At 62.0% G+C, this 25,724-nt stretch carries 20 protein-coding genes; 7 read left to right on the forward strand and 13 right to left on the reverse strand.

Annotated features, from left to right (window positions below):
- Positions 1 to 62 precede the first annotated feature (62 nt).
- Both K5E37_RS10755 and K5E37_RS10760 read left to right on the forward strand, forming a co-directional pair.
- A complete protein-coding gene (locus K5E37_RS10755; RefSeq protein ID WP_085604332.1) occupies positions 63 to 950 on the forward strand; it encodes a transcriptional regulator GcvA in 888 nt (295 codons plus the stop codon).
- 132 nt (positions 951 to 1,082) lie between these two features.
- On the forward strand, positions 1,083 to 1,508 hold the full coding sequence (locus K5E37_RS10760; protein WP_085604329.1) for a cupin domain-containing protein: 426 nt from the start codon (positions 1,083 to 1,085) through the stop codon (positions 1,506 to 1,508).
- Positions 1,509 to 1,573: 65 nt separating this feature from the next.
- Here K5E37_RS10760 and K5E37_RS10765 read toward each other — a convergent pair whose 3' ends face one another.
- The 4 genes from K5E37_RS10765 to K5E37_RS10780 all read right to left on the reverse strand — a co-directional run bounded on the left by K5E37_RS10765 (position 1,574) and on the right by K5E37_RS10780 (position 6,803).
- Positions 1,574 to 2,689 carry an alkene reductase gene (locus K5E37_RS10765; protein WP_221533784.1) on the reverse strand — a complete coding sequence of 372 codons (1,116 nt, stop codon included), beginning with the start codon at positions 2,687 to 2,689 and terminating at the stop codon, positions 1,574 to 1,576.
- A gap of 150 nt (positions 2,690 to 2,839) precedes the next feature.
- Entirely contained in the window at positions 2,840 to 5,077 is a 2,238-nt protein-coding gene (locus K5E37_RS10770; protein WP_221533785.1) for a molybdopterin cofactor-binding domain-containing protein, read from the reverse strand.
- Positions 5,074 to 5,547, reverse strand: coding sequence for a (2Fe-2S)-binding protein (locus K5E37_RS10775; protein WP_085604320.1), 474 nt, complete (start codon positions 5,545 to 5,547; stop codon positions 5,074 to 5,076). Before K5E37_RS10775 ends, K5E37_RS10770 begins: the two co-directional genes overlap by 4 nt.
- Positions 5,544 to 6,803: a cytochrome c gene (locus K5E37_RS10780; RefSeq protein WP_221533786.1), complete on the reverse strand. Its 1,260-nt coding sequence runs from the start codon at positions 6,801 to 6,803 to the stop codon at positions 5,544 to 5,546. The genes K5E37_RS10775 and K5E37_RS10780 overlap by 4 nt, the downstream gene beginning before the upstream one ends.
- A gap of 308 nt (positions 6,804 to 7,111) precedes the next feature.
- On the opposite strand from K5E37_RS10780, the gene K5E37_RS10785 reads away from it, so the two are divergent.
- The 3 genes from K5E37_RS10785 to K5E37_RS10795 all read left to right on the forward strand — a co-directional run bounded on the left by K5E37_RS10785 (position 7,112) and on the right by K5E37_RS10795 (position 14,692).
- The gene (locus tag K5E37_RS10785) at positions 7,112 to 8,311 is read left to right on the forward strand and encodes an MFS transporter (RefSeq protein WP_221533787.1); all 1,200 of its coding nucleotides are present in this window, start codon (positions 7,112 to 7,114) and stop codon (positions 8,309 to 8,311) included.
- A gap of 100 nt (positions 8,312 to 8,411) precedes the next feature.
- A complete protein-coding gene (locus K5E37_RS10790) occupies positions 8,412 to 9,329 on the forward strand; it encodes a LysR family transcriptional regulator (RefSeq protein WP_221533788.1) in 918 nt (305 codons plus the stop codon).
- Between the two features lie 236 nt (positions 9,330 to 9,565).
- On the forward strand, positions 9,566 to 14,692 hold the full coding sequence (locus tag K5E37_RS10795) for an AAA family ATPase (RefSeq protein ID WP_221533844.1): 5,127 nt from the start codon (positions 9,566 to 9,568) through the stop codon (positions 14,690 to 14,692).
- Between the two features lie 84 nt (positions 14,693 to 14,776).
- On the opposite strand, the gene K5E37_RS10800 is transcribed toward K5E37_RS10795, so the two are convergent.
- The 3 genes from K5E37_RS10800 to K5E37_RS10810 form a co-directional block, all read right to left on the reverse strand.
- Positions 14,777 to 15,979 carry an NAD(P)/FAD-dependent oxidoreductase gene (locus K5E37_RS10800; protein ID WP_221533789.1) on the reverse strand — a complete coding sequence of 401 codons (1,203 nt, stop codon included), beginning with the start codon at positions 15,977 to 15,979 and terminating at the stop codon, positions 14,777 to 14,779.
- 223 nt (positions 15,980 to 16,202) lie between these two features.
- The gene (locus K5E37_RS10805) at positions 16,203 to 16,577 is read right to left on the reverse strand and encodes a response regulator transcription factor (protein WP_007955198.1); all 375 of its coding nucleotides are present in this window, start codon (positions 16,575 to 16,577) and stop codon (positions 16,203 to 16,205) included.
- Positions 16,578 to 16,725: 148 nt separating this feature from the next.
- The gene (locus K5E37_RS10810; protein ID WP_221533790.1) at positions 16,726 to 17,745 is read right to left on the reverse strand and encodes a GlxA family transcriptional regulator; all 1,020 of its coding nucleotides are present in this window, start codon (positions 17,743 to 17,745) and stop codon (positions 16,726 to 16,728) included.
- Positions 17,746 to 18,011: 266 nt separating this feature from the next.
- Here K5E37_RS10810 and K5E37_RS10815 point away from each other — a divergent pair, with 266 nt between their 5' ends.
- On the forward strand, positions 18,012 to 18,962 hold the full coding sequence (locus K5E37_RS10815; protein WP_221533791.1) for an MBL fold metallo-hydrolase: 951 nt from the start codon (positions 18,012 to 18,014) through the stop codon (positions 18,960 to 18,962).
- Positions 18,963 to 19,091: 129 nt separating this feature from the next.
- Here K5E37_RS10815 and K5E37_RS10820 read toward each other — a convergent pair whose 3' ends face one another.
- From K5E37_RS10820 to K5E37_RS10840, 5 genes are all read right to left on the reverse strand, one after another.
- The gene (locus K5E37_RS10820) at positions 19,092 to 19,466 is read right to left on the reverse strand and encodes a response regulator (protein ID WP_221533792.1); all 375 of its coding nucleotides are present in this window, start codon (positions 19,464 to 19,466) and stop codon (positions 19,092 to 19,094) included.
- 131 nt (positions 19,467 to 19,597) lie between these two features.
- Positions 19,598 to 20,119 carry a hypothetical protein gene (locus K5E37_RS10825; RefSeq protein WP_221533793.1) on the reverse strand — a complete coding sequence of 174 codons (522 nt, stop codon included), beginning with the start codon at positions 20,117 to 20,119 and terminating at the stop codon, positions 19,598 to 19,600.
- Between the two features lie 15 nt (positions 20,120 to 20,134).
- Positions 20,135 to 20,845 (reverse strand): AraC family transcriptional regulator, encoded by a 711-nt coding sequence (locus K5E37_RS10830; protein ID WP_221533794.1) that lies wholly within the window; start codon positions 20,843 to 20,845, stop codon positions 20,135 to 20,137.
- 47 nt (positions 20,846 to 20,892) lie between these two features.
- Positions 20,893 to 22,353, reverse strand: coding sequence for an ATP-binding protein (locus K5E37_RS10835; protein WP_221533795.1), 1,461 nt, complete (start codon positions 22,351 to 22,353; stop codon positions 20,893 to 20,895).
- A 360-nt stretch (positions 22,354 to 22,713) separates the two neighbouring features.
- On the reverse strand, positions 22,714 to 23,361 hold the full coding sequence (locus K5E37_RS10840) for a response regulator transcription factor (protein ID WP_085604284.1): 648 nt from the start codon (positions 23,359 to 23,361) through the stop codon (positions 22,714 to 22,716).
- Positions 23,362 to 23,777: 416 nt separating this feature from the next.
- Between K5E37_RS10840 and K5E37_RS10845 the strand changes: the two genes are divergently transcribed.
- Entirely contained in the window at positions 23,778 to 24,752 is a 975-nt protein-coding gene (locus K5E37_RS10845; RefSeq protein ID WP_221533796.1) for a LysR family transcriptional regulator, read from the forward strand.
- A 110-nt stretch (positions 24,753 to 24,862) separates the two neighbouring features.
- On the opposite strand, the gene K5E37_RS10850 is transcribed toward K5E37_RS10845, so the two are convergent.
- Positions 24,863 to 25,681: an alpha/beta fold hydrolase gene (locus K5E37_RS10850; RefSeq protein WP_218191703.1), complete on the reverse strand. Its 819-nt coding sequence runs from the start codon at positions 25,679 to 25,681 to the stop codon at positions 24,863 to 24,865.
- Between the last annotated feature and the right edge of the window lie 43 nt (positions 25,682 to 25,724).

Genomic DNA, 25,724 nt, shown 5'->3' on the forward strand with positions numbered 1-25,724 from the left:
GCTTCGCAAAGGACAAATCCAGTGCTAGCGTATGACAAAATCTCATGGACTGAAGAGGTCATATGCTCCCGCGACTGCCATCGCTCAATGGATTGCGCGCCTTCGAATGTGCGGCCCGGCACCTGAGCTTCACCCGCGCCGCCGAAGAACTGAACGTCACACAGACCGCGATCAGCCATCAGATCCGGCGCCTCGAAGATGAACTTGGCGTGCGTCTGTTCATGCGCTTGAAGGACGGGTTGGCGCTGACGGAGGAGGGCAATGCTTATTTTCCCGGCATCCGCTCGGCGTTTCTTGAGTTGCGTTACTCGACTGAAAAGCTGCTGGAATCGGGCAACAACAGTGTCCTGACCATCAGTACTTTGGTGTCGGTGGCGTCCAAATGGTTGTTGCCGCGTCTGCCGTCGTTTCGCGAAGCGCATCCGCAGATTGATGTGCGGATCAGCGCCTCCACCGAGCTGGTGGACTTTCGCAAGGCCGGGATAGACGCGGCGATCCGCTACGGTAACGGCGAATGGCCTGGGCTGCGGGCTGACTGGTTGATGTCCGACGAGATCTTCCCGGTGTGCAGTCCGCGACTGCTGAACGGCGATAAGCCTTTGAAGACGCCGGCGGATCTGGCCCATCACCCTTTGCTGCAAGTCAGCGGCCTGACCGCCAATGACTGGAACGACTGGCTGCACGCGGCAGGCCTGCCACCGCTCACGGCCAAAGGCCCGCGACTGACCTTCGATCTGGCAATGATGGCGGTGCAGACCGCGATTGACGGGCAGGGCGTGTGCATCGGGCGTTCGACCTACGTCGATGACGATTTGCGCGCCGGGAGACTGGTGGCGCCGTTTGATCTGCGGCTGAAGTCCACGTCGGGTTTCTACTTTGTCACGCCCCATGAAAACGCCGAGTCGAAAAAAATCGTGGCATTCAGGCAATGGCTGTCAGAAGTGCTGTGAGTTGTATGCGCGTGTATCAATCCCGCCGCCATACACAATCGGGTAACAAACCCCGGCCTCAGGACACATCCCGCGTACATGCCTCGGCCAAAGTAGTCGTCAACACATCACTACTTTCAAGAGGGCAACACCATGCGCCGCACACTTCTGATGACCGCTGCCGCCGTACTCGTTTCGCTGACCGGCCTCGCCCACGCGGCTGACACCCAATCTGCCGCCCCGGCGAAGAGCTGGCAGCAGGGCCTGAGCCGTACCGATCTGGTCCGTCAGGATCTGGGTGCTGCGGATCGCGAAGTGATCCAGGCCCGTGTCGATTTCGAACCGGGCGTCACGTCGCCTAACCATGCGCATCCGGGTGTGGAAGTGGCTTACGTGATCAGCGGCACGTTCGAGTATCGGCTTGAAGGACAGGCGCCGGTGACGCTCAAGGCGGGTGATTCGCTGTTTATCCCGGCGGGTGTGGCGCATATCGCGAAGAATGTCGGCAACGAGAAGGGCTCGGAACTGGCGACTTACATCGTCAAGAAGGGCGAGCCGCTGTTGATTCTCAAGCAGTAACGCTCCGCGAAAACGAAGAAGGCCTGCCGATGTGGCAGGCCTTTTTGCGTCCGCTGTTCAGCGTATCAGTGGGCGTGCACCGGGTAGTCGGTATAGCCACGTTGATCGCCGCCAAAGAACGTGCTCGGGTCCGGTGTATTGAGCGTCAGGCCTTCGCGGATTCGCCGAGGCAGATCGGGGTTGGCCAGAAACGGTCTGCCGAACGCGATAATGTCGGCGCGACCGTCGGCCAGGGCCTGTTCCGCCGACTCGGGGTCGTAGCCGCCGGCGATCATCAGCACGCCATCCCAGGCATCACGCAACTGAGCGATGATCGCGTCCCAGCGCGGATCGAAGTTTTCATCCTTGACGGTGCCGACCACGGCCGGCTCGACCAGATGCAGATAGGCCAGTTTCCAGCGGTTCAGCGAGCGCACGATGTAGCCGAATGTGGCCTCCGGCGATTCATCGCCCATGCCCATGAAGCGGCCCATGGGCGTCAGGCGCACGCCGACCCGGTCGGCACCGACTTCGTCGACCACGGCCGCCACCACTTCCAGCAACAGGCGCGCGCGGTTTTCCAGGGTGCCGCCATAACCGTCGGTGCGCTGGTTGCTGTTGCTGTTGATGAACTGGTCCAGCAGATAGCCGTTGCCCGCGTGAATTTCCACACCATCCATCCCGGCGTTCAGTGCATTGCGGGCGGCGCGGCGGTAGTCGTTGATGATGTCGGCGATTTCCGAAACCTGCAGTGCGCGCGGCACGGGCACGTCGCCCCAGACACCGTTGCCCTCGGCATCGACGATGAAAGTCTTGCCCGGCACAGGCAATGCGCTCGGCGCCACCGGCAGTGCGTTGTCCGGTTGAAAGCTTGGGTGCGATACGCGGCCCACATGCCACAGCTGCATGAAGATCAAGCCGCCGGCCTCGTGTACCTGGCGGCTGACTTCGCGCCAGGCTTGCACCTGTTCATCGTTGTAGATGCCAGGCGTCCACGCATAACCCTGGCCCTGACGAGAAATCTGCGTTGCCTCGGTGATGATCAGCGCGGCGCTCGCCCGCTGGCGGTAGTACTCGGCGTTCATGGACGTCGGGATGTCGCCCGGTTGCCCTGCACGGGAGCGAGTCAACGGCGCCATCGCTACTCGGTGGGGAAGTGTGTAGGGGCCGAGGGCGATGGGACGGAACAGTTGTTGTGTCATGGAGGTTCTCCAGTCTTCGAAAAGGATCGGCAGGGCGGTGTCGGGACATTTGGCCCGACACCGGATGGCCCTACGTTAAGCGGCTGTCCGGCGCTTGATAATCCACACGCGACGCCACGCTGCATTGCGTGAAATGCAACGTGGCGCGGTTCAGGAAGGCTGTTGCGAGCGGGTCAGGGGCAGGTTCAGCCAGCGCCGTCCGGTGGCGTTCGCCACGGCATTGCCGATGGCGGCAGCCATGGGGCCCTGGACGATTTCGGCGGCTCCCAGAAACGGTTGCCCCGGCTGGTCGAGCAGGTGAACGTCGACCTTTTTGGGTACTTGCGAGAAGCGCAGGATCGGGTAGCCGCTCCAGTCGTAGCTGCGGATGCCGCCGGCGTCATAGGCGACCTTTTCATACAGCGTCCAGCTGGTGGACTGCACGATCCCGCCCTCGACCTGGTTGCGCAGGCCATCGGGACTGACGATCTGTCCCACGTCGACCGCCGTGACGACGTGATCGATCTGCACTTCGCCGGTTTGCGGATGCACCCGCAGACGCACGGCAATGGCGCAGTAGCCCATGATGTTTTTGTAGCGCGCGAAGGCGAAGCCAAGGCCTGCGCCGGGTTCACTGCTTTTTTGCGGCCAGCCGACGGCATCGCGAACCTTTTCCACAACAGCCCGTGCCCGAGGATCGGTCAGGTGTGCCAGGCGCAGGGCAACCGGATCGACTGCGGCCTTGGCGGCGAGTTCGTCGATACAGGCTTCGATGGCGAAGACGTTGATATGCGCGCCGAGCGAGCGCATGGCTGAGGTGCGGAACGGCATCTCGGTGACGAAGTTCATGTCGATCCGCGAGGAGGCCACGGCGTACAGCGGCACCGCGTTGCGATCGCCATCGCCCTCAGGCTGGGCGATCGGCACCGACGGTGCGGAAGCGAACGGCCGGGCCAGCAGGCGTGCAGGCAGCAAGCGCCCGGCGTTGACGATGCGTTCGTTGTGCGGCGTGGTCCACAGCTCATAGTTCCAGTCCTGCAGCCGACTCTGTGCGTCAAGGTTGGCTTGCACCTCGGTGACCATCGCCGAGCTGTACGGCTCCCAGAGGTTTTCCTGCTCGCGCATCCATTGCACCCGCACCGGCGTGCCCGGCACGCGCATGGCAATCAACGCCGCGTCGGCTGCTGCATCGTCCGCGCCGTTGTGGCCGTAACAGCCGGAGCCTTCGGTGTGGATGCAGCGCACGCGCTCGGGTGGTAGCCGCAGCATCTCGGCGATGCCGGCGCGCAGCGGATATACGCCCTGGGTGTGGGTCCAGACGGTGAGGGTGCCGTCCTTGAACCAGGCCACGGCGCAGGACGGACCGATCGAACCGTGCATCAGGTATTGCTTGGTCACCCGGGCGCGATATTCGTTGTCGGTCGCGCCTTGTGGGGTGCCTTCATGGCTGATCGGATAACGCCGTGAAGGCAGGCGTTTGAGCAAGGTGTGGATGTCGCGCGATTCGGGAATCGCCTGTCCGCCGCTCCAGCGCGCCGATGCGTATCCGTGGCGCATGGCTTTGATCGCTTGCCATTCGTCCCGCGCGACCACGGCCAGATAATTGCCGTCGCGAATCACCTGCACCACCCCGGACAGCGCCTTGATCGATTCAATATCGATGGCTTCCAGCGTGCAGCCGGGACGCGGCGGGCGGATGACCCGGGCATGGAGCATGCCCGGCAGGCGAATGTCCTGCACGAACGCGGCGCCGCCGCTGACTTTGCCCGGGATATCCAGACGTGGCAGCGAATGGCCGATGAGCTTGAATGACGCCGGTGGCATCGAGGGTGACTCGGACGTTGCATAGCAGTGCAGATCGACCTGCTGCACGGCGTCGGCGTAGGACATGCGTTGCCCGGTCGGGCCGAGAATGATGCCGTCGCGAGTCGTCAGCAGTGCCGGCGCAACGTTCCAGCTGCGCCCGGCCGATTCGAGCAGCATCTCGCGCACTTGTGCCGCCGCGTTGAACAGCGCGGTGCCGCTGTCGAAAATCGTGTGGCTGCCGGCGGTGTAGCCTTCGTTCGGCGTGAGTGCGGTGTCGGCGGTGAGCAGGTTGATCGCTGTGGGGGCGACCTCCAGCCGTTCAGCGGCAATTTGCAGTAACGCGGTTTTGACCCCGGTGCCCAGTTCGACCTTGCCGGTGTAGACGGTGATGCCGTCGGGGCCGACGCGGATCCACGCATCGAGCCAGGGGTTGGTGCGCAGGCTGCCGGGCAGGTCCGGCGCCAGCACGACCGTACCGAGGGTATCGACTTCGGTGTCAGCTAGGGCGCGGCGCGAGACCGGTACCAAAGCAAACGCCACCAGCAGCGCGCCCCCGCGCAGGAACGCGCGGCGACTGTGATCGACCTCGTTGATCGTCGTCATTGCGCACTCCCGTTTTGCCGGGCGACAAGGTTGATCGCCTCGATGATGCGCAAATGCGTGCCGCAGCGGCACAGGTTGCCTGCCATGTGTTCGCGAATGGTCTGTTCGTCGGGATGCGGATTGCTTTCGAGCAGTGACTGCGCACGCATCAACATGCCGGCGATGCAGTAACCGCATTGAGCGGCCTGTTTGTCGATGAACGCTTGCTGCAGGGAGCCGGGGCGTTCGGCGGTTCCCAGACTCTCGACCGTCCGAACCTTTTTGCCTTCAAGGCCGGCGCAGGGTGTCAGGCAGGAAAACACCGGTTGGTCATCGACGATGACGGTGCAGGCACCGCATTGGCCCAGACCACACCCGTACTTGGCGCCGTTCAGGCCCAGGTGATTGCGCAGCGCATAGAGCAGCGGCATGTCGGGTTCCAGCTCGAGAGCCCGGGAAGATCCGTTGACGTTGAGGGTGATCTGAGTCATTTCGTCTCCTGACGTAGCGCTTGGAGGGTGGCAGGAAGGTCGGTCCAGGGTTTGTCGGGGCTGGCCTGATGGCGCAGGTAGACGGCCAGGGCGTTGAGTTGAGCGTTGTCGAGACTGGCGGCGAACGAGGGCATCACCGGCCCCGGCTGGCCGGGTTCTGCCGGGATGCCTTCGAGTACGGTTTTCACAAAGTTGCGCGGGCTGGTGGCCTGCAGCGCCGAGGTGCGATCCAGTGCCGGGCGTCCGTCGATGTCACGCATCGGCGCGCCTTGGGCATGGCAGCCGGCGCAGGCACTGGCGAACAGCAGCGCGCCAGAGGATCGATCCGCAGGTTCAGTGCTGGCGCTCGGGATTTCGTTGATCGCGGTTTTCGCCGGCAGACTCAGCAGGTATTCGGCAATCGCCTGTGCATCTTCCACGGGCAAGCGCGCCAGACCGAGACTGACCGGGCGCATCGGGCCCGCCGCCGTGCCGTGTCCGTCGACCACTTCGGCTCGCAGGTAACGCACCAATTGTTCGCTGCTCCACGGGTTTGCCCGGTGCGCCATGCCCAGCAGTGACGGCGCGTCCCAGCCATCCACACTGCCGCCGGCCAGGTTTTCGCCGGATTTCTCGGCACCGATCAGGTTCAACGGCGAATGACAGCCCGCGCAGTGACCCGGACCTTCGACCAGGTAACGCCCGCGATTCCACGTCTGCGATTGCTCCGCCAGTGGCGTCAGCGGCTTTCCGTGCAGGAACAGCAGGTTCCAGAACGACACCAGTGGCCGGATGTTCATCGGGAAGTTCATGCGGTTCTGTTGTGGCGGCGAGTCCACGGCGGGGCCGCTCATCAGGTACGCATAGGCGTCGGCGATGTCGTCCTGGCTCATGCGTCGGTAATGAACGTAGGGGAAGGCCGGGTACAGGAAGTGGCCGTCGCGGGAGATCCCTTCACGCATCGCCCGCTCGAAGGCCGGCAGCGACCATTGGCCGATGCCGGTCTGTGGATCCGGAGTGATGTTGGTGCTGTAGAGGGTGCCGAACGGCGTCACCAGCGGCAGTCCACCGGCCAGGTATTGGCCGCCGGGACGCGTGTGACACACCGCACAGTCGCCAGCCTCGACCACTCGTGCGCCGCGTTGCCGTTGCGCGGAGTCGAAGGTTTGCGGGCGTTCGACCGGCGCAATTGCCGGCCGCCACATCAGCGCCAGGGCAGCGATTGCGCCGATCGACGCGAGGGCTGCCGCGCTGACCCACAGCGCTCTGGATCTCATGAAATGGCCGTTCATGAGCGTTGGCCCAAGAGGCACGCGGTGGGCGTGAGGGACGGATTCGGCATCTTCGACAACTCCTTGAACGACCGGGGAAGGGCGCCGATGCAAAGCCCTGCGCCAGGTGCCCAAGGGTAGAGAAGGTGCAAACGTCCGAGTATTGCCAGACCGCGCAATAGCACGTTGCGCCAAGTGCAACGCCGAGGGTCGTTGCATTTGGCGCATCACTCAATTGCCTTTGGGATGGATACTCGAAGGCCTGCGCGACCCTTAGCCTTGGCGTCACTTTCCCAACTCATTGAGGTGTCATCATGCTTACGGGCAATCCGGCAGCGGCGGCCAAGGCCGAACCATCCGCTTCTCTTTCCGGCCTGATGGTCGCGTTCCTGGCATTCTGCTGCGGCGCGGTCGTGGCCAACCTTTATTACGCTCAGCCGATCGTCGAACTGATCGCGCCGCAGATCGGCCTGTCCAGCGCCAATGCCAGTCTGATCGTTTCACTCACGCAGTTCGGTTATGCATTGGGCCTGCTGTTGCTGGTGCCGCTGGCCGACCTGATGGAAAACCGTCGGCTGGTGGTGGGCTTTACCCTCGCGGCGAGCGTGACGCTGTTGTGCGCCGGTCTGACGCATTCGCCGTCGATGTTCCTTGTCCTGTCGTTGCTGATCGGCCTGACTTCGGTGGCGGTGCAGATTCTGGTGCCGTTGGCCGCGCATCTGGCGCCCGAGGCGACCCGTGGCCGGGTGGTGGGCAACATCATGAGTGGCCTGTTGCTGGGCATTCTGCTGTCGCGGCCACTGTCGAGTCTGCTGGTGGAAGTGTTCGGCTGGCGCGGTGTGTTTTTCAGCGCGGCGGCACTGATGGCCGTCATCGCACTGATCACGGCGATCGCCTTGCCGCGCCGCGTCCCGAGCCATCAGGCGACGTACGCTGCGCTGATCGGCTCGGTGTTTGCGCTGGCCCGTCGGCACGCGGTTCTGCGTCAGCGTTCGCTGTATCAGGGCTTGCTGTTCGCCAGCTTCAGCCTGTTCTGGACCCTCGCACCGATCGAGCTGATGCGGCACCACGGTTTCAGTCAGGCACAGGTGGCGATATTTGCCCTGGTCGGCGCCGTCGGCGCGGTCGCAGCGCCGATTGCCGGGCGGCTGGCCGATGCCGGGCACGGTCGGCGCGGGACGCTCGTTGCACTGTTGCTGGCGCCAGCCTCGTTGCTGATCGCCGCGCTGCCGGGCAGCAGCTATGTCTGGCTGGTGGTTTGCGCGGTGCTGCTGGACTTCGCCGTGCAACTGAACATGGTGCTGGGCCAGCGCGAGGTGTACGCCATCGATCCGCACAGCCGCGCACGCCTGAATGCCGTGTACATGACCAGCATCTTCGTCGGCGGCGCGCTGGGATCGCTGGTCGCCAGTCCGCTCTACGAACATTTTGGCTGGAACCTGTCCGCCGTGTCCGTGGCGTTGCTGCCGGCGCTGGCCCTGGCGCTGTTCCTGAGCCGCAAGGCCGATGCCTGAACCGCAGGCACCGCTGAGTCCTATGAAGCACGGTCTTACAAGACGATTGGCGAACGGTGATGCACAATCATCACCGTTTCCTTTCGATCGGGCTCCACTTATGGACAAGTTGCTGGCACTGAAGATGTTCGTTGAAACCGTCCGTTGCGGTGGTTATTCCTCGGCGGCGCGCAAACTCGGCATCTCCACCTCTTCGGTGACACGCCAGGTGGCCGGGCTGGAAAACGAATTGGGCGCCAGCCTGCTCAATCGCACGACACGCAACACCAGCGTGACGGTCGCCGGCCAAACCTATTTCGAGAAAGCGGTGGCCATTCTCGATGCCATCGATGAGGCCGACGCGGTTGTCGCCGACCGTGGCAGCGAGGCGCAGGGACGCCTGCGCATCAGCGTGCCGGTCGAATTCGGCCGACAGATCATTGCACCGCAACTGGGGGTATTGCTCGACCGCCATCCGGGGCTTGAAATCAGTGTGTCGTTGAGCGATCAGGTCAGCGATCTGCTGAGCGAGCAGATCGATGTCTCGGTGCGCCTGGGATCGTCGGTGGTCAGTGACGATATCGTCAGCAAGCGGGTGGGCGGCTTCCAGCGCTGGGTGGTGGCGAGTCCGGATTACCTGAGCCTTCACGCTGTTCCGGCGCATCCACGAGACTTGCTCGAGCAGCAATGCCTGCGCTTCGACTACGCTGGTTCGCACCAGCACTGGACGTTCCAGGGCGACGAGGAAACCATCCAGCTCAATGTCCATGGCCGCCTGCAAAGCAACAACGCCGATATCCTGCGCGAAGCAGCGGTGGCGGGGCGCGGGGTGGCGCTGCTGGCCGACTGGCTGGTGCGCGCCGATGTCGAGGCCGGTCGGTTGACGCGGCTGCTGGAGGGTTATGAAGTCAACCCCGGTAATGCGAGCTGCTGCATCAATGCGTTGTACCTGCCGAATCACCGGGGCTCCAGCCGTATCAATGTGTTCATTGATTTTCTGGCGGAAATTCTGGCGACGGATCCATCGAGTCAACGCTAGATTGCCGTTTGCTGACGCTGCGCTATTGGTGGGTCAGGGTTCTCCCGCCGGCAGTGCTCCATTCCCTTAACACCTTCGTTTGATTGCCGCGTGTCGGTTTTACTGCAAAGATTTTCGTTGGTTTTTCCCCCTGCATTTCTCTCAGCTACGGTTAGCAATGGTGCCGAACGGCATACAGGTAACGGTGCCCCATGATCCAGCGATTACCAACGGCTGCGACGGCGATGAATGAAGGCATGCAGATTCTGTGGGACGACGGAGAACGCATTCTCCACCGGGCCAGACGTGCTTCTGGCGGTCGCGAGGTTGATGTCCTGATCGCCTCGCTCGCTGCGGAGCAACCATCGGGCGCCAGCGTCGAGCGTCTTGCCCATGAATTTTCCCTGAGAGACCAATTGGAGGGCGACTGGGCGGCGTGCCCCCTGGAGCTGTTGCAGGACGATGGCCGCGTGCAACTGGTGCTCGAAGACCCGGGTGGTGTGCCGCTGGCCCGTTTGCTCACGGCTCCCCTGGACGTTGCGACGTTTCTGCCGCTGGCCATCAGCGTGGCGGTGGCGCTGGGCAAGTTGCATCGGCGCGGCCTGATTCACAAAGACATCAAGCCCGCTCATCTTCTGGTGAACTGCCCCGATGGTCACGCCCGACTCACCGGTTTTGGCCTCGCATCGCGCCTGCCTCGCGAACGCCACGCCGCAGAACCACCCGAGACGTTGTCCGGGACCCTGGCCTATATGGCTCCGGAACAGACGGGCCGGATGAACCGCTCGGTGGATTCGCGCAGCGACCTCTATGCCTTCGGCGTCACGCTCTATCAAATGCTCACCGGGTCGTTGCCGTTCAGCGCTGCCGATCCGATGGAATGGCTGCATTGCCATATCGCCCGCACGCCGATGCCGCCGAGTGCACGCGTGGCGACCGTTCCCGAGATGCTGTCGCGGATCGTCATGAAGTTGTTGGCCAAGACCGCCGAGGAGCGTTATCAGTCTGCGCTTGGCGTCGAGCAGGATCTGCGCCGTTGTCTGGTAGGCTGGCATCAGCAGCACGTGGATGAGTTTGCGCTGGACGAGCAGGGGACATGCGACCGTTTGCTGATCCCCGAAAAACTCTACGGCCGAGAGGCTGAAGTCCAGACGCTGATCGCCGCATTCGAACGGATCGCCGTCAGCCGCCGACCGGAGCTGGTGCTGGTTTCCGGCTATTCGGGCATCGGTAAATCCTCGGTGGTCCACGAGCTGCATCAAACCCTGGTGCCGGTGCGCGGATTTTTCGCCAGCGGCAAATTCGATCAGTACAAACGCGACGTGCCTTATTCGACCCTGGCCCAGGCGTTTCAGGGACTGGTGCGCACGCTTCTGGGCCAGAGCGATTTGCAGATGGCCGGCTGGCGCAATGCGCTGCAGCAAGCGCTGGGCGCCGAGGCGCGGTTGGTGACGGACCTGATCCCGGAACTGAAACTGATCATCGGCGATACGTCGCCTGTGGCGGATCTGGAACCGCCACAGGCGCAACGCCGGTTCTTGCGGGTATTGCGACGGTTCATCGGCGTGTTTGCCCGCGCCGAACATCCACTGGTGCTGTTTCTCGACGACTTGCAGTGGCTGGACGTGGCGACGCTCAATTGGCTGGAGGAACTGCTGACCCGTTCCGACTTGCAGCACTTGATGCTGATCGGCGCTTACCGCAGCAACGAGGTGGATGCCTCGCACCCGTTGAGCACCCGGTTGAACGCCATCAAAGCGGCGGGCGGCCGGGTGCAGGAGATAACTTTGTTGCCGCTGGCCCGATCGCACATCGAGCAATTGGTCGCCGAGTCGTCGCGTTCCGAGGGATCGTACATCGCGCCGCTCGCACAACTGATTCTGGACAAGACCGCGGGCAATCCCTTCTTCGTCATTCAGTTTCTGCAAACCCTCGTCGAACAGGATCTGCTGACCTTCGATCATGACCGCAGGCAGTGGGTCTGGGACGCACAGCGCATTCATGCCAAGGGCTACACCGACAATGTGGTCGATCTGATGCTCGACAAACTGGCGCGGTTGCCCGCTGAAACGCAGCAGGCGTTGCAGCAGATGGCCTGCCTGGGCAACGTCGCGGATGTCGCTTCACTGGCTACCGTTCTGGGCCTGCCTGACGCGCAGGTTCACGGGGTGTTGTGGCCGGCGGTTCGTCACGAGTTGATCACGCGTCAGGACAGCGTCTATGGCTTCGTTCACGACCGGGTCCGGGAAGCCGCGTATCTGCTGGTTGATGAGGCTTCCCGTGCGCAGCATCACCTGCGGATCGGGCGTTTGCTGGTGGAGAAGACGCCGGCAGACAAGCATGCAGAAAAGATTTTCGAGATGGTCGGCCAGCTCAATCGTGGCGCCGTGCTGATGGACCGACAACAGGAGCGCGAACACCTGGCGCAGTTGAACCTGCTGGCGGGCGAACGGGCCAGAGCGTCGACGGCCTATGCTTCGGCGCTGACGTATTTCGCCCAGGGCGCAGCGTTGCTGGATGAGGACGGCTGGGAGCATCAGCGTGAATTGATGTTTGCGCTGGAGTCCGGCCGGGCCTTGTGCGAATTCCTCACCCGGCAATTAGGGGCAGCCGAAGCACGCCTGCGGCAATTGTCACGCCGTGCGCAGACGCTGACCGAACGTACCCGAGTCGCCTGCCTGCAAGCGGATCTCTATCTGATCCTGAACCAGAGCGACAACGCGGTGGCGGTGTGTCTGGCTTTCCTGCGTTATCTGGGGATCGAGTGGTCTCCTCATCCCGATGACGACGAGGTGCGTGACGAATATTTGCGGATCGGGCAACGGCTGGGCGAGCGCCCCATCGAGGCACTGATCGACCTGCCGCCCATGGTGGATGAAATCGCACTCGCCACCCTGGAAGCACTGACCAAGCTGATCGTCACGGCGGTTCACATGGACGGCAATCTTCCGGGGCTGGCCATGTGCCGGGCGATCAACCTGAGTATCGAATACGGCAACAGCGATGCTTCGTGCGTGGCCTATGCCAACGTGTCGCGGATCGCCGGGCGGCGGTTTGCGGACTATCCGGCCGGTCTGGCATTCGCGGAGCTGGGCTGCCGGCTGGTCGAACGGCGCGATCTGGAACGCTACAAGGCACGTACGCAACTGGCGTTCTGGCTGTTTGCCAAGCGCTGGGCTCAACCGATACGCACGTGCCTTGAACCTTTGGCCCAAATATTTGAAGTGGCGAACCGCACCGGCGATCTGCCGATTGCCGCGTTTACCGGCAACAGCCGGGTTTCCAACCTGCTGGCCACTGGCGAGCCTTTGGCCGGGTTGCAGGAGGAGGCTGAACGCGGGCTGGCGTACGCCAGAAAAATCGGCTTCGGCGTGGTCATCGATTTCATCGAAACCCAGTTGGCGTTTATCCGGATGCTTCGGGGCCAGACGCCAATCTTCGGCGATATCGGCCCGGGAGCGTTTTCCGAGCGCCACCCCGAGGATCACCAGACCTCGCTGGTCGCGATTTGCTGGCACTGGATTCGCACGTTGCAGGCCTGCTATTTCGCCGGTCAGTACGAGGCAGCAGCAGAGGCCGGCGTGGCCGCTCGACAATTGCTTCGCTCATCGCACTCGTTCCTCGAGGAGGCCGAATATTGCTTCTATCAGGCCTTGACCTTCGCCGCCCTGTGCAGCGCCAAGCCTGCCGGAGAGCGGCACGAGCAACTCGAGGTCATTACCGCGCAATACCGGCAACTGCAGGTCTGGGCCGAACTCTGCCCGGACAATTTCGCCAGCCACGCCGCGTTGCTGGCGGGTGAAATCGCTCGCCTTGAAGGTCGATTGCTGGAGGCCGAACATGGCTACGAGCAGGCGATCGAACTGGCGCAGCGCAGCGGCTTCCTGCAGATCGAAGCATTGGCCAACGAGCTCGCCGCGCGCTTCTATCAACACCGTGGGTTGCAAAAGATTGCCCGGGTCTATCTGCAGGATGCCCGCTACGGCTACCAGCGCTGGGGTGCCGAGGGCAAGGTTCGACAACTGGAGGCCGAGCACCCGTTTCTGCGGGTCGAAAAACCGCTGCCCGGTCCCACCAGTACCATCGCGACACCGGTCGAGCATCTGGACTTGGCCACCGTGCTGAAGGTGTCGCAAGCGGCCTCCAGTGAAATCGTCCTCGAAAAGCTGATCGACATGATCATGCGCACGGCGATTGAACAGGCCGGCGCACAGCGCGGCGTGCTGATCCTGACGGAGCAGGGCGAGCAGCGGATCGTCGCCGAGGCAACTACCCGCGATGACACCACTCACTTGGATCTGCACGATGCGCCGGTGGCGACGAAGCTGCTGCCGGAGTCGGTCCTCAACCACGTGCTGCGCACCCAGGAAAATCTGGTGCTGGATGATGCTTTGGGCGAACCATCGTTCGCTGCCGATCCGTACGTTCGCCAGCATCGCGCGCGCTCGGTACTGTGCCTGCCGTTGCTCAATCAGGCGAAGCTGATCGGCGCGCTGTACCTGGAAAACAACCTGACGTCACGGGTATTCAGCCCTTCGCGGATCGCCGCGCTCAGGCTGGTCGCTTCACAGGCAGCGATCTCGCTGGTCAATGCGCGCCTGTACCGCGATGTCGCCGAGCGCGAGGTAAAAAGCCGTGAGAGCGAGCAGCGTTATCGCGAGATACAGGCGGAGCTGGCCCATGCCTGCCGCGTTGCGACGATGGGGCAGCTCGCGGCCTCGATTGCTCATGAAGTCAGCCAGCCGCTGGCCTCGACACTGGCCAGCGCCCAGGCTGCCTTGCGCTGGTCGGGTGCCGCGCCACCGAACCTTGAGGAGACTCGCCTGTGCCTGGAGCGCATCGTCAAGGATGCCCATCGGGGCAGTGAGGTGCTGGATCGCATTCGCGGGCTGATTCGCAAGGCCCCTCAGCCGAAGGAGCCGGTCAACTTCAACGAGGTGATTGGCGAGGTCATCGAGATCACCCAGAGTCAGGCGCAGAAGGGTGGAGTGCTGGTGGAGGCGCAGATGGCGTCCGGTTTGCCACGAGTTGATGGCGACCGGGTCGAGCTGCAACAAGTGGTGCTCAACCTGGTGATGAACGCGCTGGAAGCCATGAGCGGTGCAGGCGTCATCAAGGGAGTGCTGCGTATCTGCACGCAGACCAATGAAGCGGGGCAGGTGTGGGTTTGTGTCAGCGATTCGGGACCGGGTTTCGGCGCGCATTCGATCGGGCAGTTGTTCACGCCGTTCTACACCACCAAACCCACGGGGCTGGGCATGGGGCTGTCGATTTGCCGCTCGATCATCGAGACCCATGGCGGCCAATTGTGGATCGAGGCCAATCAGCCGTGCGGTGCGATCGTCCAGTTTGTTCTGCCGGCCGATGCCGTACTGCTTCCGTAATCACAAAAAAAGGCGCCCGCCAAAATAACCGTGGCGGGCGCCTGGGAGTGCGCAGCAGTAGAGTGATCGTGGAGCGTCGGGGGATCAGGCCACCGGAATCAACGGGTCGGCAGCGGCCAGTGCGGTTGCACGATCGGCGGCCGGTGGGTAAATCCATACGGTGTTGATCTGGGTCTTGAGGTCTTTGGCTTCTTGCCCGACCAGTTTCAATTGGCGGTCCCAGCCTTCGGTGAACACCGCGCCCCAGGCCCCGAGGTCAAGGCAGGTCACGTACTTGGGCTGGCTGTAGGTCATCGGTGCGATGCCGATCAGGTCAGCCGCCACGTTGTTGCCGGCATAACGGCCCAGGCAAATGGCGTGCTGGCAGGACATTGCAGCGTAGTTTCCGAGATCATCCGTGGCGGCATAAGCCACATCGCCGGCGGCGAAGACATCCACGTGCCCTAGCACTTTCAGGTTGCCGTCGACATGCAGACGACCCTGCGGATCACGGCTGCCAGGCACCTGTTCGGTGAGCGGGCTGGCGCGGAAACCAACAGTCCAGACGACGGTGTTGGACTCGATCCGTTTGCCGTCGGCCAGGGTCACGCCGCCGGCATCCACCGAGGCGACCGAGGCGTTGACTATCCATTCAATGCCCAGCTCTCGAGACGCTTCGACAATGGACGGGCGAATGCCGTCACCCATGGTCGCGGCGATTTGCGGCGCGCGATCCACCACGATGACTCTGATCTGCGCATCGTCACCCAGTGCGGCACGCAGGCGGGCCGGCATTTCGGTGGCGGTTTCGATCCCGGTAAAACCGCCACCGGCGACCACCACGGTATTTCGCGCAGCGCTCGGCGGCTGGTTCTTCAAGGACTTGATATGGGCTTCGAGGCGGGCGGCTTCTTCGATCTGATCGACGTCGAAGGCGTGTTCGATCATGCCCTTGAGCGGTGGGCGAATCACGCGACTGCCGGCGGCCAGTACCAGTCGGTCATAGCTCAGTGTGCCTTGGGTGCCGAAGGCATCGCTGTAGGTCACTTGCTTGCTGGCGGTGTCGATGCTGTCGGCGATGCCTTTGACGAATTTCACGCCGACCGCATCGAACAGTTCACCCAGCGGCGCCTTCATGTTGTGGACATCCGGCTCGTAGAAACGCGGGCGGATGCGCAGTTCTGCCTGGGGCGCGAGGACGGTGATCTGCACGTCGTTACGATCATGCTGGTCCAGCAGACGTGCGGCGCTCAAGGCGCTCCAGACTCCACCAAACCCTGCGCCTATCACTAAAATGTGCTGTTTCATCGGATGACTCCTGAGGAAATTCTGATCGTTGAACGGCTTGTCTGTTCACGCGTGACCGTCTCCCGGTCTGCACGAAAATGGTTGTTGTGAACAACCGCAGAACCGGTTCGATTCGCTGGAGTTGATGCTATCGGGGAAGGCGCGCCGGGACACTTCTACATAGGGTCAGTGCCGACATGCTTAGGTGTGAGGTGGGGTATACACAGGTATAGGTAGAGGGCCGTCAAACGGGCCGATTGAACGCACTTTCGATGCAGGTGATGAGTTCGCCGCAAGGGAAAGGTTTGGGGAAGTAGGCGAGCGGCTCGGGGAATGCTGCGTCGACCTGTGGCGGTGGCCCTTGATAGCCAGTGATGAAAATGATCGGGATGCGGATGCCTCGGGCGCACAGTGCGTCGTACATCTGGATGCCGGACAGGCCGGGCATCTGGATGTCCGAGATGATGCAGCCGGGGCGGGGCGGTGCAGTCATCGCCAGAAAAGCCTCCGCGTTCGGGTACAACTGCACGGTGTAGCCGTGCGAACGCAACAGGCTGTCCAGCGCCATGCGCACGGATTCATCATCATCGACAACCGAAACAACAGCGGTGTGGGACATTGCTTTACCAGGGCTGATCTCGGGTAGCCCGTCAAGGACGCCCGCCATTCCCGCACCATACGCCGCTCGGTCCGGCGGCGTACTTATACGTGTGTATAGCGACAGTGTTTGAACTTCTCCGAGCCCGGTGCCATTGCAGCGTGTAGCTTCAGCGGGAGAACCGGCTGCGGTATTCCCGGGGCGAAACCGAGAGGTGGCGGTAAAAGGTGTCGCGCATGCGTTCTTCGTCGCCGAACCCGCACAGCAGAGCGATCTGGTCGATGTTGCGCTGGGAGTCTTCGAGCATCCGCCGCGCGGCTTCCAGGCGAAACAGCTCGAGTGCCTTGGCCGGCGTGCGACCGACCTTGCGCTTGTAAACCCGCGCGAAATTGCGCGGGCTCATCTGCGCCTGGCGGGCCAGGGATTCAACGTTCAGGCGGGTGTCGCCGAGGTTTTCGCTGATCCACAGGTGCAATTCGTCGAAGCAGCCTCTGTCGTCGATCTGCGATTGCAGCAACTGGCTGAACTGCGCCTGACCGCCGGGACGCTTGAGAAAAACCACCAACTCCCGCGCCACTTGCAACGCGACCGCACGGCCGCAATCGGCCTCGACCAGCGCCAGCGCCATGTCGATTCCGGTGGTGACCCCGGCGGAAGTCCAGACTTTGCCTTGCTGGATGTAGATCGCATCAAGGTCGACATCGACACTCGGAAAACCACCTTTGAGCATGTCGCACATTCCCCAGTGGGTGGTCGCGCGCAATCCTTCCAGCAGCCCGGCCTGGGCCATTAGAAAGGTGCCGCTGCACACCGAGGCGGTGCGTCTGGCGTTGACTGACGCCGCGCGCAGCCAGTCCACCAGTGCAACATTGTCGAGCATGGCCTGACGGATGTTCGGCGCACCGGGCACGATCAGCGTATCGATCGCGGTTTCGTCAAAGGTGTGCAGGGGCAGGGTGTCGACCGACAGCCCTTCGGCAGTAGTGATCAATCCGCCTTCGAGACTTGCGGTGTGTATCGCGTAGCCAGGCAAGCCGCGTTCAGCCCTGGCTTTGGACGCTGCCCAGAACACGGTCTGCGCGCCGGTCAGGTCCAGCAAGCCCATTTGCGGATACGCCAGGAACACCAGGGTGCGCGGTTGCGCGAGCAAACAGGTGAGCGGGTCGGGTTGGAGAAGAATCGAGTTCATGACTGCTTTGAAGGCTGGGTGACCGCCAGTTTTCGACGATCCGGTGTGCCGTAGTGTCCGCGTTTGCGGACAGGAGCGCGAATATACATTGGTATGGGGCACAGTCTCTTTAGCGCCGGTCGTACTCGCTCAATCCGGCGCAAACCCTATACCCGCGTATGGTGTTGGCCGTCGTGGTCGCGATGCACACTCGATTTCAAGGAGCGCTATTTCGCTCTTGCGGCATTCCTCCGAGAAATCCTGACTCAGCCAAAAGGAAAGCGACCATGTCTACCTATCTGAACCACTCCCAACAAACCAGCACAGCCACCAGCCTGCCGTTCACCTCGAACTTCGGTCAGGCGCAGGAGCTGGTGCCTTCGCGCTACGCACTGCGGGTCGGCGACATCGACGTGGTGGTGATCAGCGATGGCGTGCTGCCGCTGCCGACCTCGACCATGTCGACCAATGCCGATCCGCAGGCTCGCGCCGCGTGGTTCAAGGACATGTTCCTGGGGCCGGACGCGTTCGACTGGGCACTCAACGTGCTGGTGGTGCGCAGCGGCGAGCAGATCATTCTGGTCGACGCCGGACTGGGCGGGCAGTTTCCCGGTTTCCCTCGGGCCGGTCAGTTACCGAAGCGACTGGATGCGGCCGGCATCGATCTGGCAGCCGTGACCGACATCGTGATCACCCACATGCACATGGACCATGTCGGTGGTCTGCTGGTGGATGAAGTGAAGAGCCGGCTGCGTCCTGACGTGCGCATCCACGTGTCGGCGAAAGAGGTCGAGTTCTGGGAGACGCCGGACTTCACCCAGACCGTCATGCCGGCGCCGGTGCCTGACGTTTTGCGCGCGACGGCCAATCAGTTCATCAACGATTACCGCCGCCAGGTGCGCACCTTCGACGATGAATACGAAGTGGCGCCGGGTGTGGTGGTCAAGCTGACGGGTGGACATACGCCGGGGCACAGCATTGTCTACGTCAACTCGGGTGGCGAACGCCTGACCTTCGCCGGCGACGCCTTGTTTCCGGTGGCCTTCGAGCACCCGGAATGGCACAACGGTTTCGAGCATGATCCTGAAGAGTCGGTGCGTGTTCGGGTGCGCCTGATGCGCGAGGCGGCGGCGAGCGGTGAGTGGTTTGTCGCCACCCACCTGCCGTTCCCGTCGGTGGGCCGAGTGGCGGTCGATGGTGATGCGTTCCGCTGGATCGCAGCGTTCTGGGATTACTGATCGGCTGTCGGCGGCCCGGCTGCATTCGGCCGGGCTCGATAGAAATCAGGCCCCGCAAGTGGTGAACTTGCGGGGCCTTTTTTTGCTTTGAGGTTTATCGGTCGGGCAGGGCTGCGGCTTTTTTGGGGGTCAACGTCCGCGCATCAGCGCCTGCTCGATGCAGGCCAGCAGTGCCTCGGTATGGAAGGGTTTGGAGAAATAGCCTTCCGGCGTCTTCACACGGGCGCTGAACTCGGGGGGCAGGCCTGGCTTGCCGGTGATGAAGATCGTCGGAATGTGGATCTTCCTGGCCGCCAGTGCCTCGTACATTTCGACCCCGCACATGCCGGGCATCTGAATGTCCGAAATCAGACACCCGGTCTGCTCTGGCGCGCTGGATTCAAGAAATGCCAAAGCGCTGGTGAAAGTCTTGACTGTATAACCGCAAGACCGCAGCAAACTGTCCAGTGAAACCAGAACAAGTTCGTCATCATCGACAACTGAAATAATAGCTGAGTTGAACATGGGGTAAACCTTGCGTCTTTTGCGGGTGGCTGTAGCGCCCGCCATACTTGCAAGATACGCTTTCAAAAATTGTGGAATAGTATACGTGCGTATGTTTGGTTGGTTTTTTGTTAGTTGCGAAAGTTAATCAATTATTCAGGAAACAAGTGGTTGTTGATTAACGAAAGAAAATAACCGTTATGCCGAGTGCAGGCCTCGAAAAGTTGCCGGCTGGCGTAGTCGTTGTTGGCAATTGCGCTGGCGCGACAGTCACGGAACAAGGCGTCGGCGGCCCGTAGCGTTCGTAGGGCGCGATCGATGCCTTTCAGGCAGTCGGCGAAACACAAAAGCTCTGCAGCGTCATTGAGACGGTAAAGCGCGTCACGCTGGGCATGGCCGCCCAGGTCTGTGATGCCGGTGACGAGGAAGTCGGCGTATCGGGTATTGGCATTCAGCAATCTGCGCAACAGTGTCTGCACCGGCAAAAAGCTGACGGTCCGCAATGTCTGCTGGCTGTGTCTGAGTCGCGCCAGAATGCCCAGCGTAGCGCCCAGGGTCTGGGTCAACGCGTCGATGATCTCCACGCGCTCAGCGGTTGATAACGAGGTGTGCGTGCCATAGCGGCTGACGCAGGGCGGGTGACTGACAGGATACAGTGTGTGCGGTGCGTTCATGACCACCGTCTCCGGCTAGCGCTCGGGCGCGATTGAATGTTGTGATTGCAGCAGCGGACTCCATTGCTCCTGGTTGTCCGGGCGCCGGTAGTAAACAACCATGCGCCGGGCGACCTGCATGGCCAGATCGCGACCGTTGTCGGCCTCGACCAGCGCCAGCGCCAGATCGATCCCCGCACTGACGCCGGCGGAAGTCCACACCGATTCCTGGCGGACGAAAATCGCTTCGCGATCCAGTTCGACCTTGGGGTACAGCCGCTCGAACATGTCAGCCATCAACCAGTGTGTCGCCACGCGCAGGCCATCGAGCAAACCAGCCTGGGCCAGGAAAAAAGCGCCGCTGCACACCGACGTCGTTCGGTCGGCTGTGGCTGAGGTGACGCGCAACCAGTCCACCAGTGGCGCGTTGTCGAGCATGGCCTGGCGGATGGACGCCGAGCCCGGAACAATCAGCGTATTGATCGGCTCGTCGCTTAGCTCATCCAGCCGCCGGGTTTGCACCACCAGGCCTTCGCCGGTCCGCACCGGCCCGCCTTGCAGGCTCGCGGTGTGCAAGGCATAACCGGGCAAACCGAGTTGCGCCAGTCTGCAGGTCGCCGCCCAGAACACGGTCTGGGCACCGGTCAGATCCAGCAGGCCCATTTGCGGGTACGCGACGAAAACAACGGTACGGCCTGATTGCGGGGTTTCGGGTCCAGCGCCAGGGTTTGTACTTTCGATAGGCAATGCTGATCTCCATATCGCCGGCCGGCGACATCAGGGGTGGATGACGGTCATTGATCGTGTTCGGGCGCAGCCAATGGAATCGCAAACACAAACTGCGTGCCGACGCCCTCGGTGCTGTTGACCCAGATGCGCCCGCCGTGGAATTCAATGATCGAGCGGCAGATCGAGAGCCCCATTCCCAGGCCCGTTGGCTTGGTCGTGAAGAACGGATCGAACAGTGAAGGCAGGATGTCTTCGGCAATGCCGACGCCGGAGTCGGCGATTTCAAGCACGGCCTCGTTGTGCAGGAGCGAGGTGGTGATTCGCAGCGTCCGGGCCCGTTCATGCACGTTGGCCATGGCCTGGCAGGCGTTGATGATCAGATTGATGATGACTTGCTGCAGCTGCACCCGGTCGCCTTTGATCAGTGCGCTGCGAGTGCCCAGTTGGGCGTGCGGGCGAACCTCATGGAAGCAGATGTCATGCTGCATCAGCGTCAGCGAGTCACTGACGATGTCGTCGAACACTTCGACATTGCGCTGCACCTCGCTGTGGCGCGACAAGGCCCGGATACAGGCGATGACATCGGAAACCCGGACGGAGTTTTGAATGATTCGATCCAGCGAACGGCGCGCTTCTTCCAGGTTCGGCTCGGGACGGTTGATCCAGCGCTTGCAGGATTCGCCGCTGGTGATGACCGCCGCCAGCGGCTGATTGATTTCGTGGGCAATCGACGCGGCCAGTTCGCCCATCGACGTCAGGCGCGTGACGTGGGCGAGGGTGGCTTGCGAGTGAAACAGCGCCTCTTCGGACTGTTTGCTGGCGGTCACGTCCATCAGCGCCCCGGCGTATTCCGTGCGCCCGCGATGCCTGGGCATGGGGCTGGCGATCATCTGTACATGCTTGATCCGGCCATCGGGCATGACCAGCCGATGCTCTGCTTCGATCAGCTCCTGCCGGCGCGCGAACTGGTCCAGCACCTGATCGATCACCGGCAAGTCATCCGGATGGGTGCGTGACTTGACCAGGGCGAGTGTCGGGGGGACGTTCGGCGGATACTCGAAAATGCGCGAGGACTCCTCCGACCATGACAAGGACACGCTGACGTTCTTGTCGATGATGAAACCGATGCTGCCGGTGTGACTGAGCTTCTGTGCGCCGAGAAAGAACGCTTCCTTGCGCCGCAGCGTTTCAGTGGCGCGTTTGCTGCGCAGTGCCAGCAGGGAGATGGTCGTCAGCGCGATCACGCACCTGACGAATCCGGCGATGCCCCGGTGATCGCGATAGCCTTCGTCGACCAGGAAGTCGGCAGTCAGCAGCGTGAGGCAACCCAGCGCGACGGCCAGGAATACCGGAACCGGGAAGATGTTCGCGGACATGAACACCAGCGTGATGTAGAACAACGTCGGTGCAACATCCAGGTCAAGGTACGCGTTGGTGATATAGATCATGCTGCCGACCGCAATGGCGGCCAGCCAGGCGAAGGCGTCTGAGCAAAGAAGTTGTGCGCGACGTTTGATGATAGACATTTATTCTTCCAGATTTTTGCTATCGGACGGCAGGTCGTGTTCTCTCGATGAAGCAGGCAAACGCTATGAAAGGCGTATTAATGAAGAGATTGAAAAGTCTGAAGTTGTTTTTCAGGCATGACGGTTGTTGGCGACTGTCGGTCATTCACCAATCGTTGTATTGAGTAATGTTTATTTGAATAAAGATGTTATTCGAAGACTTATTCTCTGGCACCGCTGCATTGGGTCAATCGAAGTATGACTGTGTATGAAAGGGATATACCTAAGTGTTAGTTGCGCCGGGTCTGTCGATGGCTTGTCTGATGGCGCAAGCATGCGCCATCCCGGCAATCCTGAGCCGTGCCGTATCGGTTCATAAGGTCACCGATTGACAGGCTGCGCCGCGATGACTTCGGCCATGCGCACCAGGTCGGCAAAAGAGCGCGCGCCCATTTTGCGCATGGCCTGGCCCCGGTGGATCTTCACGGTGATTTCACTGAGGCCGATTTCCCCGGCGATCTGCTTGTTCATCAGGCCCGAGGCTGCCAGCGCCATGACCGTCTGCTCACGGGGTGTCAGCGTCCCATGGCGTGCGCGCAGCTCATCGGCATGTCGCCCGGACTCGCGACGCTGCTTGTCCCGCGAGTGCGCGGCACACACTGCATCGATCAGGTCCTGCTCGCGAAACGGTTTGGTCAGGAAGTCCACCGCGCCGGCTTTCATGGCGCGCACCGTCATGGCGATATCGCCGTGTCCGGTGATGAACACGATCGGCACGTTGATGCCGGCGGCGGCCAGTTCACTCTGGAAATCCAGGCCGCTGCTGCCTTGCAGGCGCACGTCGAGCACCAGGCAACTGACGGTGTCCGGACGCTGATACTTCATGAATTCGGCGACCGACCCGAACAGTTCGACCTTAAGGCCAATGGAGCGCAACAGGCTGCCGAGGGATTCGCGCAGCGCTGCATCGTCGTCGACGATGAATACCACCGGCTCGCTGGGGGTGTTGCTGATGGGATTGTTGTTCATTGCTTTTTTCCCAAGAGTTATGACGTTGTGGGTCTCGTCGTGGTATCGGCGAGGACCCATCAAGAATATGCGAATCCCTCGGCACGGGGGCCTGTGTTTGCTCGTTCAAGTTTATGCCCGACCAAAGGCACGGTCATGCTGCAGGTGTGGGCGGGGGAGCAGATAAACGGTTCAGCATCGTAGTGGCGCGGCACTCCGTCAGCTAGGACAAAAAACCCGAAAAAACCGCCATCGCAGCGGTCTTTTCGCGGCCGGATACAGCCACCCGTATCAAACGGTTCATACGCAAGTATCAAAACACTCACCTAACGCATGATCTCGCTGACCCCAAGTACCACAGACGCCCGGCAGGCTCGCCCTTAACCTTTATGAGCTCTCCGTCGATCTCAATGGCCGCGTGCCGGGTGGTGAACTTCATGAACAGAAATGAACTCCGTCGTGTCGACATCCATCTGCTGGTGGTCTTCGAGACGCTGATGCATGAGCGCAATGTCAGCCGGGTCGGCGAGAAGTTGTTTCTCGGTCAACCGACCATCAGTGCGGCGCTGGGGCGTTTGCGCGTGCTTTTCGACGACCCGTTGTTCGTGCGCGCGGGGAGGGTGATGGAGCCGACGGCGCGAGCCGAGGAGATTTTCGCCAATCTGACGCCGGCGCTGGATGGCGTGGTCGCGGCGTTGAGCCGTTGCCAGCCGTTTGATCCGGGCACCAGCGAGGCGACCTTTCAGGTCGGCCTGTCCGACGATGTCGAATACGCGCTGCTCCCGCGACTGCTGCGCCAACTGCGTATCGAGGCGCCGAACATTGCCTTGGTGGTGCTGCGGGTCGATCAGCAGCAGATGTCACAGCGGCTGTTCAATGGCGAGATCTCTCTGGGGATCAGCCCTACGCTTGATCTGCCGGCCAACGCCCGACGCAAGAGTCTGCGGTCGATCCGGCCGATGCTTTTGCGCTCGGACATGCGTCCGGGACTGCTGGCGCTCGATGAATTCTGCGAGCGACCGCACGCCATCGTGTCGTCCATGGGTAAGGCCAGGGATGACACCGACCACGCGCTGGACCTGCTCGGGCGTCGGCGCAAAGTGGTGCTGGCAGTGCCGCAGTTCAGTGCCTTGCCAAGGTTGTTGGCGCAGAGCGACATGCTGGTTATCGTGCCGGATTACGTGGCCAGGGCCATGGCCTCGGTTCAGGGTATCAGGGCCGAACCGGCCCCTCTGTTGCTGCCATCGCGGGAGCTTTCCATGGTCTGGCGTGCCGCTGCGCACAACGATTGCGCTCAGCGTTGGCTGCGGTCGCGTTGCCAGGCATTTTTCGGCACGCCGATCGAGTTGCAGGTAGTGCCCACGCTGCGCCCGGCGTTGCCCGTCGATCAGGCGTTGATGATGGCGCGGTAGATAACTGCAACGGCTGTGTCATTCGCCCAATAAAAAAGCTCCGACTTGATCGGAGCTTTTCTTTTTACGGGGTTTTACGCGGCTTGCCGTAGGGGCGCGGACCCGGCACATCACGCATTGATGAACGCCAGAAGGTCCGCGTTGATGGTGTCGCCGTTCGTGGTGCACATGCCATGGGGCAGGCCGGGGTAGGTTTTCAGCGTGCCGTGCTTGAGCAGTTTGATGGACAGATGGGCCGAATCCGCGATCGGCACGATCTGGTCATCTTCGCCGTGCAACACCAGGGTCGGCACATCGATGTTTTTCAGGTCATCGGTGAAGTCGGTTTCGGAGAACGCACTGATGCAGTCGTACTGTGCCTTGATCCCGCCGTTCATGCCCTGACGCCACCAATTTTCGACGATCGCCTCAGACACTTTCGCACCTGGGCGATTGAAGCCGTAAAACGGGCCGCTCGGGAAATCACGATAAAACTGGCTGCGGTTCTGCGCGAGTGCTTTGCGCAGTCCGTCAAACACTTCCATTGCAAGGCCGCCGGGATTTTTTGCGGTGCGCAGCATGATGGGTGGCACAGCACCGATCAGCACGGCCTTGGCCACCCGGCCGCGACCATGCCGCGCGACATAGCGCGCCACTTCACCACCGCCGGTGGAGTGGCCGATGTGCACGGCGTTGCGGATGTTCAGGTGCGCCATCAACTCGGCAACGTCGGCGGCGTAGGTGTCCATTTCGTTGCCCGTGGCGGTCTGCGAAGAGCGACCATGGCCACGTCGATCATGGGCGATGACGCGAAAGCCCTTGCTGAGGAAAAACAGCATTTGCGCATCCCAGTCATCACTGGAAAGGGGCCAGCCGTGATGGAAAACGATCGGCTGGCCCTGGCCCCAGTCCTTGTAGAAAATCTGCGTGCCATCTTTGACGGTAAGCATTCCCGAGCCACTGCCGTTGCCGGCGCTTTTGCTGACCCCTGAC

Source organism: Pseudomonas sp. RIT778 (genome assembly GCF_019718735.1).
Classification (GTDB): Bacteria; Pseudomonadota; Gammaproteobacteria; order Pseudomonadales; family Pseudomonadaceae; genus Aquipseudomonas; species Aquipseudomonas aphyarum.

Coding starts and splice junctions, on each gene's coding strand:
- K5E37_RS10755 (WP_085604332.1), top strand. CDS start 63: ATGCTCCCGCGACTGCCATCGCTCAATGGATTGCGCGCCTTCGAATGT.
- K5E37_RS10760 (WP_085604329.1), top strand. CDS start 1,083: ATGCGCCGCACACTTCTGATGACCGCTGCCGCCGTACTCGTTTCGCTG.
- K5E37_RS10765 (WP_221533784.1), bottom strand. CDS start 2,689: ATGACACAACAACTGTTCCGTCCCATCGCCCTCGGCCCCTACACACTT.
- K5E37_RS10770 (WP_221533785.1), bottom strand. CDS start 5,077: ATGACGACGATCAACGAGGTCGATCACAGTCGCCGCGCGTTCCTGCGC.
- K5E37_RS10775 (WP_085604320.1), bottom strand. CDS start 5,547: ATGACTCAGATCACCCTCAACGTCAACGGATCTTCCCGGGCTCTCGAG.
- K5E37_RS10780 (WP_221533786.1), bottom strand. CDS start 6,803: ATGAGATCCAGAGCGCTGTGGGTCAGCGCGGCAGCCCTCGCGTCGATC.
- K5E37_RS10785 (WP_221533787.1), top strand. CDS start 7,112: ATGCTTACGGGCAATCCGGCAGCGGCGGCCAAGGCCGAACCATCCGCT.
- K5E37_RS10790 (WP_221533788.1), top strand. CDS start 8,412: ATGGACAAGTTGCTGGCACTGAAGATGTTCGTTGAAACCGTCCGTTGC.
- K5E37_RS10795 (WP_221533844.1), top strand. CDS start 9,566: ATGCAGATTCTGTGGGACGACGGAGAACGCATTCTCCACCGGGCCAGA.
- K5E37_RS10800 (WP_221533789.1), bottom strand. CDS start 15,979: ATGAAACAGCACATTTTAGTGATAGGCGCAGGGTTTGGTGGAGTCTGG.
- K5E37_RS10805 (WP_007955198.1), bottom strand. CDS start 16,577: ATGTCCCACACCGCTGTTGTTTCGGTTGTCGATGATGATGAATCCGTG.
- K5E37_RS10810 (WP_221533790.1), bottom strand. CDS start 17,745: ATGAACTCGATTCTTCTCCAACCCGACCCGCTCACCTGTTTGCTCGCG.
- K5E37_RS10815 (WP_221533791.1), top strand. CDS start 18,012: ATGTCTACCTATCTGAACCACTCCCAACAAACCAGCACAGCCACCAGC.
- K5E37_RS10820 (WP_221533792.1), bottom strand. CDS start 19,466: ATGTTCAACTCAGCTATTATTTCAGTTGTCGATGATGACGAACTTGTT.
- K5E37_RS10825 (WP_221533793.1), bottom strand. CDS start 20,119: ATGAACGCACCGCACACACTGTATCCTGTCAGTCACCCGCCCTGCGTC.
- K5E37_RS10835 (WP_221533795.1), bottom strand. CDS start 22,353: ATGTCTATCATCAAACGTCGCGCACAACTTCTTTGCTCAGACGCCTTC.
- K5E37_RS10840 (WP_085604284.1), bottom strand. CDS start 23,361: ATGAACAACAATCCCATCAGCAACACCCCCAGCGAGCCGGTGGTATTC.
- K5E37_RS10845 (WP_221533796.1), top strand. CDS start 23,778: ATGAACAGAAATGAACTCCGTCGTGTCGACATCCATCTGCTGGTGGTC.
- K5E37_RS10850 (WP_218191703.1), bottom strand. CDS start 25,681: ATGCTTACCGTCAAAGATGGCACGCAGATTTTCTACAAGGACTGGGGC.